This is a genomic window from Streptomyces sp. NPDC001502, from assembly GCF_042894785.1.
In the GTDB taxonomy this organism is placed as follows: Bacteria; Actinomycetota; Actinomycetes; order Streptomycetales; family Streptomycetaceae; genus Streptomyces; species Streptomyces kutzneri.
Genome location: NZ_JBIAVW010000044.1, coordinates 23401 through 29938, shown reverse-complemented (window position 1 = coordinate 29938; position 6538 = coordinate 23401). Strand labels below are relative to the sequence as shown.

Sequence of the window (6538 nt, the reverse complement as noted above, 5' to 3'; positions counted from 1 at the left end):
GTCCCCGCAGGACGAGCGCGCAACCCAGGCCGTCTGGCCGAACCGCGGCCGCCTGGCGCGAGCCGAGGAGACCCTCGTGCGGGGCACCGCCCCACCCTTTGAAGCCCCGCCGGCGATTGAGGCGAACTACCACGGCAGGACGAATCCACGCCGCCGGGTCGACCGCCAAGCCCCCCACAGGGGCACCGGCTACGGTCACCGCATGGTGGAAATTCCTCATGGGTTGATCGAGGCGCAGGTCAGGTACAACGGGGACGCGGGGCGGGAGTTCATCGCCGGGTTGCCCGGGCGGGCCGCGCGGTTTCTGGAGCGGTGGGAGCTGCGGCGCACCGGGCCGGTGATGCACGGGGTGACGGCGCTGGTGTTGCCGGTGGAGCGGGCCGACGGGAGTGGGGCCGTGCTGAAGCTGGTGGCGGTGGACGAGGAGAGCGCGGGGGAGCCCGTTGCGCTGCGCGCGTGGGACGGGCAGGGGTGCGTACGGCTGCTGGAGCACGACGTGGACACCGGGACCCTGCTGCTGGAGCGGTTGGACGAGGGGCGGGACCTGGCGGCGCTCGCGCGTGAGGACGCCCGGCAGGCGGTGGTGGTCGTCGGGGAGCTGTTGGCGCGGCTGACGGCGGTGCCGGCTCCGGCCGGGCTGCGCGGACTCGGTGAGATGGCCGCCGGGATGCTGGAGGAGGTGCCGCGGGCGCTGGGGCAGTTGGTGGAGGCGCGGGACCGGCGGTTGCTGAAGGACTGCGCGGCGGCGGTGGCGGAGGTCGTGGGGGAGCCGGGGGACCGGCTGCTGCACTGGGATCTGCACTACGAGAACGTGCTGGCGGGCGGCCGGGAACCGTGGCTGGCGATCGACCCGAAGCCCTTGGCGGGCGATCCGGGTTTCGATCTGATGCCGGCGATCATCAACAACTTCCGGGCCGGGGACGTGCGGTGGCGGTTCGACCTGCTGACGGAGGTGGCGGGGCTGGAGCGCGAGCGGGCGCGGGCCTGGACGCTGGGGCGGGTGCTGCGGAACTGCCTGTGGGACGTGGAGGACGGCGAAGAGCGGCTGGACGAGGACCAGTTGACGGTCGCCGAGGTGCTCCTGGAGCGGTGACGGGCGGTCAGGGTTCCAGGATGACCTTGCCGGTGGTGGCGCGGGTTTCGAGGTCGTGGTGGGCGGTGGCGGCCTCGGCGAGCGGGTAGCGGGTCAGGGCGGGGCGCAGGCGGCCTGCGGCGGCCTCGGCGAGGGCGCGGGTTTCCAGGACGCGCAGGGGGTCGGGGGCGCCGACCCGCTGGAGCATGGTGGGGCCGAGGACGCCCTGGGTGGTGATGGCTCGGGCGTCGAGGTCGGCGCGTTCGGCGTCGGTGAGGTGGAGGGGGCCGCCGGACCAGCCGAAGACGAGGTGCCGGGCGCCGGGGGCGAGGAGGTCGAGGGCGGTGCGGGCGGTTTCGCCGCCGACGGAGTCGAAGAGGACGGTGGCGCCGTCGGGGTGGTGGGTGCGTACGGCGTCGGGCCAGCCGGGGTCGGTGTAGTCGAGGGCGAGGTGGGCGCCGTTGGCGGAGGCCCGGGCGGTTTTGGCGGGGCCGCCGGCGAGGGCGATGGCGGTGGCGCCGGCGTTGACCGCGTACTGGACGAGGAGGGTGCCGATGCCGCCGGCGGCGGCGGGGATCAGGGCGACCGAGTCCGGGCCGAGGCCGGCGAACTGCAGGATCCCGAGGGCGGTGCGGCCGGTGCCGATCATGGCGACGGCTTCGGCGGGGCCGAGGCCGGGCGGTACGGGGTGCAGGCGGTCGGCGTCGGCGACGGCGTATTGGGCGTAGCCGCCGGGGGCGAAGCCGAGGTGGACGACGACGGTGCGGCCGAGCCAGGCGGGGTCGGTGCCGGGGCCGAGGGCGTCGACGGTGCCGGCGACCTCGCGGCCGGGGATGGTGGGGAGTTCGGGGAGCGGGGCGGGCGGCCCCTGGATGCCCCGGCGGAGGCTGGTGTCGAGGAGGTGGACGCCGGCTGCGGCGACGGCGATGCGGACCTGGCCGGGGGCGGGGACGGGGGCGTCGGTGTGCTCGTAGGAGAGGTTCTCGGCGGGGCCGAAGGCGTGGAGGCGGATGGCTCGCATGGTGGTCATGGCGACCACGGTGTGACCTCAAGCGGGGTTGAGGTCAAGGGTGGCCGTTGGCGGCTGTTGTCAGTGGGGTGGTTCACGATGGGGGGATGGCGCGCAAAGGACAGCAGGGGCAGCAGGCGACGGTGAAGGCGGCGCGGCGGCCGGAGCTGAGGCTGCCGGAGTTGACGTTGTGGGACGGGGGTGAGCTGGAGCCGGACGGGGACTACGACGGGCTGGAGTTCGCGGATCTCGACCTGGGAGGGCAGGAGGGGATCGGGTCCCGGTTCATGGACTGCGCGGTGCGGCGGTGTGCGCTGGACGAGGTGGGGCTGGCGAAGGCGCGGCTCCTGGATTCGGTGCTGGAGGGGGTCCGGGGGGTGGGGACGGACCTGTCGGGGGCCTCGCTGCGGGACGTGGAGGTGGTGGACGCGCGGCTGGGCGGGGTGCAGCTGCACGGGGCGGTGCTGGAGCGGGTGGTGGTGCGCGGGGGCAAGATCGACTACCTGAACCTGCGGAAGGCGCACCTCAAGGACGTGGTCTTCGAGGGGTGCGTGCTGGTGGAGCCGGACTTCGCGGGAGCGGTGCTGGAGCGGGTGGAGTTCCGGGACTGCGCGCTGCGGGGGGTGGATTTCAGCGGGGTGCGGATGGCGGACGTGGATCTGCGGGAGGCGTCCGTGCTGGAGATCGCGCGGGGGGTGGAGGCGCTGGCCGGGGCGGTGATCAGCCCGGCGCAGCTGTTCGACCTGGCCCCGGCGCTTGCTTCCCAGCTGGGGGTGCGGGTCGTTCCGTAGCCTGCGGCGCCGTTCCCGGGGCGCTGCCCCGGACCCCGCGCCTCAAACGCCGGCGGGGCTGAGATGGTGCGGCGGGGCTGAGATGGCGGGGCGGTTGCGGCGAATGGCCGAGTGGGTGGGTGTCCGGACGGGCGGGGCGCCGGATGGGGTGGCTAACGTCGCAGGCAGACACATCGGTGCACGAGGCCTGTGGAGGTGCCATGTCCCGTCGGGGCCGCCGGCTGGCGGGCGCCTGCGTCAGTGCGGTCGCCGTCGGCCTGCTCGTCGTGTGGGTCGTCCTCGGCACACCGCCGCCGCGGCACGGGGCCGGGGGCAGTGCGGGGACCGAGGACGCCGAGGCCTCCGGGACCGCCGTGGGCGCCTATCTCCACTACGGCTCGCCCGGCGTCGAGCGGATGCAGGAACTCTCGCACTGGCTCGGCGGTACCGAGCTGCGCGCCGGGCACACCTATCTGCCCGGTGACACCTGGGAGAACATCGAGGGGGCACCCGATTCCCTGCGCACCTGGGCGCGGTGGCGCAACGAGCGGGCCGATCGGCTGTTCGTCCTGAACGTGCCCATGCAGGAGCGCAACGAGGCCGGTGTTTCCGACGGCCGGGTCGCGGAGCTGATCCGCTCCGGCGCCCAGGGGGCGAACGACCATCACTTCCGGCAGCTGGCCAGGCGTCTGGTCGACCTCGGGGTACCGGACACGGTGATCGTCCTCGGCTGGGAGATGAACGGCTTCAACTACACCCACCGGTGTCGTCCCGACCCCGAGAACTGGAAGACGTACTGGCGGCGCATCGTGGCCGCCATGCGTTCGGTGGAGGGGCAGCGGTTCCGGTTCGACTACGCCCCCAACCGCGGGGGTGACGCGATCGCCTGGACCAGCTGCTATCCCGGCGACGACGTGGTCGACATCGTCGGTATGGATTCCTACGACCAGGAGCCCGGCCGCACCTTCGACGAGCAGGTCACCCAGCCCTACGGACTCCAGCAGCAGGTCGACTTCGCGAAGGCGCACGGCAAGCGGATCTCGTACCCCGAATGGGGGCTGTTCCGGCACGGGGACAATCCCGAGTACGTGCGGCGCATGCTGGCCTGGTTCGCCGAGCACGAGCCGCTCTACCAGAGCATCACGGACTACTGCCCGCACGGCGTGTGGCAGTGCGGGCAGAATCCGCGCTCCACAGAGGTGTTCCGGGAGTTCCTGTCCGGCGGACCGGTCTGACTACGCCGGGACGCGGGGGAAGCGGGCCTGGAGGGTCCAGATGGCCGGGTTGTCGGCGAGGCCGTCGTGCATGTCGATCAGGTCCGCGATGAGGTCGTGCAGGAAATCGCGGGCCTCGCGGCGCAGCAGGCGGTGGCTGAAGGTCAGCGGGGCTTCCTCGGCCGGCATCCAGTCGGCTTCGACGTCGACCCAGCCGAAGCGGCGCTCGAAGAGCATCCGGTCCGTGGACTCGGTGAAGTCGAGTTCGGCGTACTGCCGGTTGGCGGAGCGGTTGCCGCGGGGGTCCTTGTCGAGCTGTTCGACGATGTCGCACAGGGCCCAGGCGAAGTCCAGTACGGGCACCCATCCCCAGGCTGTGGACACTTCCCGGTCCGCGTTGGTGTCGGCGAGGTAGACGTCCCCGCAGAACAGGTCGTGCCGCAGGGTGTGGACGTCCGCGGAGCGGTAGTCGGTCTGCGGGGGGTCCGGGAAACGCCGGGAGAGGGAATAGCCGATGTCGAGCACGTAGCCGATGGTGTCACGGGTGCCGGGGGCGTTCACCTCCGGTGTCAGGGCAGGAGGCGCTGTTCCTTGGCCACGGAGACGGCGCCCGCGCGGGTGTCGACGCCGAGCTTGTCGTAGATGCGGCCCAGGTGGGTCTTGACGGTGGCCTCGCTGATGAACAGGGCGCGGGCGATGTCGCGGTTGCCCAGGCCCCGGGCCAGCTGGCCGAGGATGTCGAGTTCGCGGTCGGTCAGGGTGGGGCGGGTGCCGCGCATGTGGGCCATGACGCGGCTGGCCACCGGCGCGGACAGGGTGGTGCGCCCCTGGGCCGCGGAGTGGATGGCGGCGAAGAGTTCCTCCGGGCGTTCGGCCTTGAGGAGGTAGCCGGTGGCGCCGGCGCCGATCGCACGGGTGATGTCCGCGTCGGTGTCGTAGGTGGTGAGGACCAGGACGTGCGGGGGCCGGGGGAGCGCCGTGATGCGGCGGGTGGCCTCGACGCCGTCGATGCCCTCGCCCAGCTGGAGGTCCATCAGGACGACGTCGGGGTGGAGTTTCGCGGCGAGGGCGACGGCCTCCTCGCCGCTGCCCGCCTCGCCGAGGACCTCGATGTCGGGCTCGCTGCCGAGCAGGGCCAGGAGTCCGGCGCGGACCACCACGTGGTCGTCGCAGAGGAGGATCGTGGTCATGGGGCCGGCTCCAGGGGGATGGCCGCGGAGAGGACGGTGCCCTCGCCCGGCGTGGATTCGATCGTCAGGGTGCCGCCGAGCTGGCGGACGCGGGCCCGCATGGCCGGGAGGCCGTGCCCGCGGTCGGCGGCGCCCGTGCCGGTTCCGGTGCGGGGTTCGGTGAAGCCGTGGCCGTCGTCGGCGATGTCCAGGACGACCTGGTCGCCCAGGAAGCTCAGGGTGAGTGCGGCCGTACGGGCGGCGGAGTGCTCGCGGACGTTGGCCAGCGCGCCCTGGGCTATGCGCAGCAGGGCGGACTGGACGCGGTCGGGGAGCGGGGCCGGGGTGCCTTCGAGGTGGAAGCGGACCTCGATGTCCGGGCCGGCGTCGAGGGAGCGCAGGGCTTCGGCGAGGCCGGCGCCGTCGGCGAGCTCGGGCGGGGCCAGGTCGTGGACGAGCCGACGGGCCTCGGCGAGGCCGTGTGCGGCGATGCCGGTGGCGGTACGGACGTGCGCGCGGGCGGTGGCCGGGTCGGTGTCCCAGGTGCGGTCCGCGGCCTGGAGCAGCATCTGCTGGCTGGACAGGTTCTGGGCGAGGGTGTCGTGGATCTCCATGGACAGCCGCTGCCGTTCGGCGAGGGTGCCTTCGCGGCGTTCGGTGGCGGCCAGCTCGCGGCGGGTGCGGATCAGGTCGTCGATGAGGGTGCGCTGGGCCTGGGCCTGGCGTTCCATGTGGACGAAGACGGCGGTGGCGAGGGCGGCGACGGCGGGCGGGGCCAGGAGGAGGTTGGGGTCGAAGGACTTGGCCAGCTGGAGCTGGGCGATCACCACGAAGCCCGTGAGGAGGGCCACGAGGACGATGGCGGCGCGTGGCGGGAGGGTGCGCAGCGCGGTGAAGAACAGCGGTACGGCGCACCAGGCGAAGCTCGGCGCGAGGACGACCAGGACCATCCAGGTGGTGACGACCAGGCCGAGCCACAGCAGCCGTCGGGCGGTGGGGGCGGCGCCGAGGGCGGGGCCGAGTACGTAGAGCAGGGCCAGGGTGATGCTGAGGGCGATGATCCACGGGGTGCGGGGTTCGCCGGGGTGGCGCAGCAGGAAGCGGACCACGGAGGCGCCGAGGAGCAGGAAGAAGGCGGTGTGGGCGACCGTGGTCAGTGTGCGGGTGTCGTCGCGCGGGGGCGGGGCGGGGTGCACGGGGTGCTCCTCGGTCGGGGGCATGCGTCCATTGTCGGCTGCGGCGCCGCTCCGGGGCTCCGCCCCGCACCCCGCGCCTCAAGCGCCGGCGGGGCTTGGGGGAGCGGC

6 protein-coding genes and 1 pseudogene are annotated in these 6538 nt (G+C 73.4%); 3 read left to right on the top strand and 4 right to left on the bottom strand.

Going from position 1 to position 6538, the window contains the following annotated elements; all coding sequences use genetic code 11:
• Positions 1–202: 202 nt before the first annotated feature.
• Entirely contained in the window at positions 203–1093 is an 891-nt protein-coding gene (locus ACFY0D_RS39635) for an aminoglycoside phosphotransferase family protein (RefSeq protein WP_390802714.1), read from the top strand.
• 7 nt (positions 1094–1100) lie between these two features.
• Here the strand turns inward: ACFY0D_RS39635 and ACFY0D_RS39630 are convergent, their stop codons facing one another.
• Positions 1101–2093 carry a zinc-binding dehydrogenase gene (locus tag ACFY0D_RS39630; RefSeq protein ID WP_390802717.1) on the bottom strand — a complete coding sequence of 331 codons (993 nt, stop codon included), beginning with the start codon at positions 2091–2093 and terminating at the stop codon, positions 1101–1103.
• A gap of 95 nt (positions 2094–2188) precedes the next feature.
• On the opposite strand from ACFY0D_RS39630, the gene ACFY0D_RS39625 reads away from it, so the two are divergent.
• Positions 2189–2872, top strand: a complete 684-nt coding sequence (locus tag ACFY0D_RS39625) for a pentapeptide repeat-containing protein (RefSeq protein ID WP_390802712.1) — start codon at positions 2189–2191, stop codon at positions 2870–2872.
• Between the two features lie 200 nt (positions 2873–3072).
• Positions 3073–4074: pseudogene (locus ACFY0D_RS39620) on the top strand (glycoside hydrolase family 26 protein); the annotation flags it as partial.
• A gap of 12 nt (positions 4075–4086) precedes the next feature.
• Here ACFY0D_RS39620 and ACFY0D_RS39615 read toward each other — a convergent pair.
• The 3 genes from ACFY0D_RS39615 to ACFY0D_RS39605 are packed head-to-tail and all read right to left on the bottom strand — an operon-like array spanning position 4087 to position 6454.
• Positions 4087–4590, bottom strand: a complete 504-nt coding sequence (locus ACFY0D_RS39615; RefSeq protein WP_079405330.1) for a hypothetical protein — start codon at positions 4588–4590, stop codon at positions 4087–4089.
• 44 nt (positions 4591–4634) lie between these two features.
• Positions 4635–5255 (bottom strand): response regulator transcription factor, encoded by a 621-nt coding sequence (locus ACFY0D_RS39610; RefSeq protein ID WP_030009243.1) that lies wholly within the window; start codon positions 5253–5255, stop codon positions 4635–4637.
• Positions 5252–6454, bottom strand: coding sequence for a sensor histidine kinase (locus ACFY0D_RS39605; protein WP_390802711.1), 1203 nt, complete (start codon positions 6452–6454; stop codon positions 5252–5254). Before ACFY0D_RS39605 ends, ACFY0D_RS39610 begins: the two co-directional genes overlap by 4 nt.
• Positions 6455–6538 lie beyond the last annotated feature (84 nt).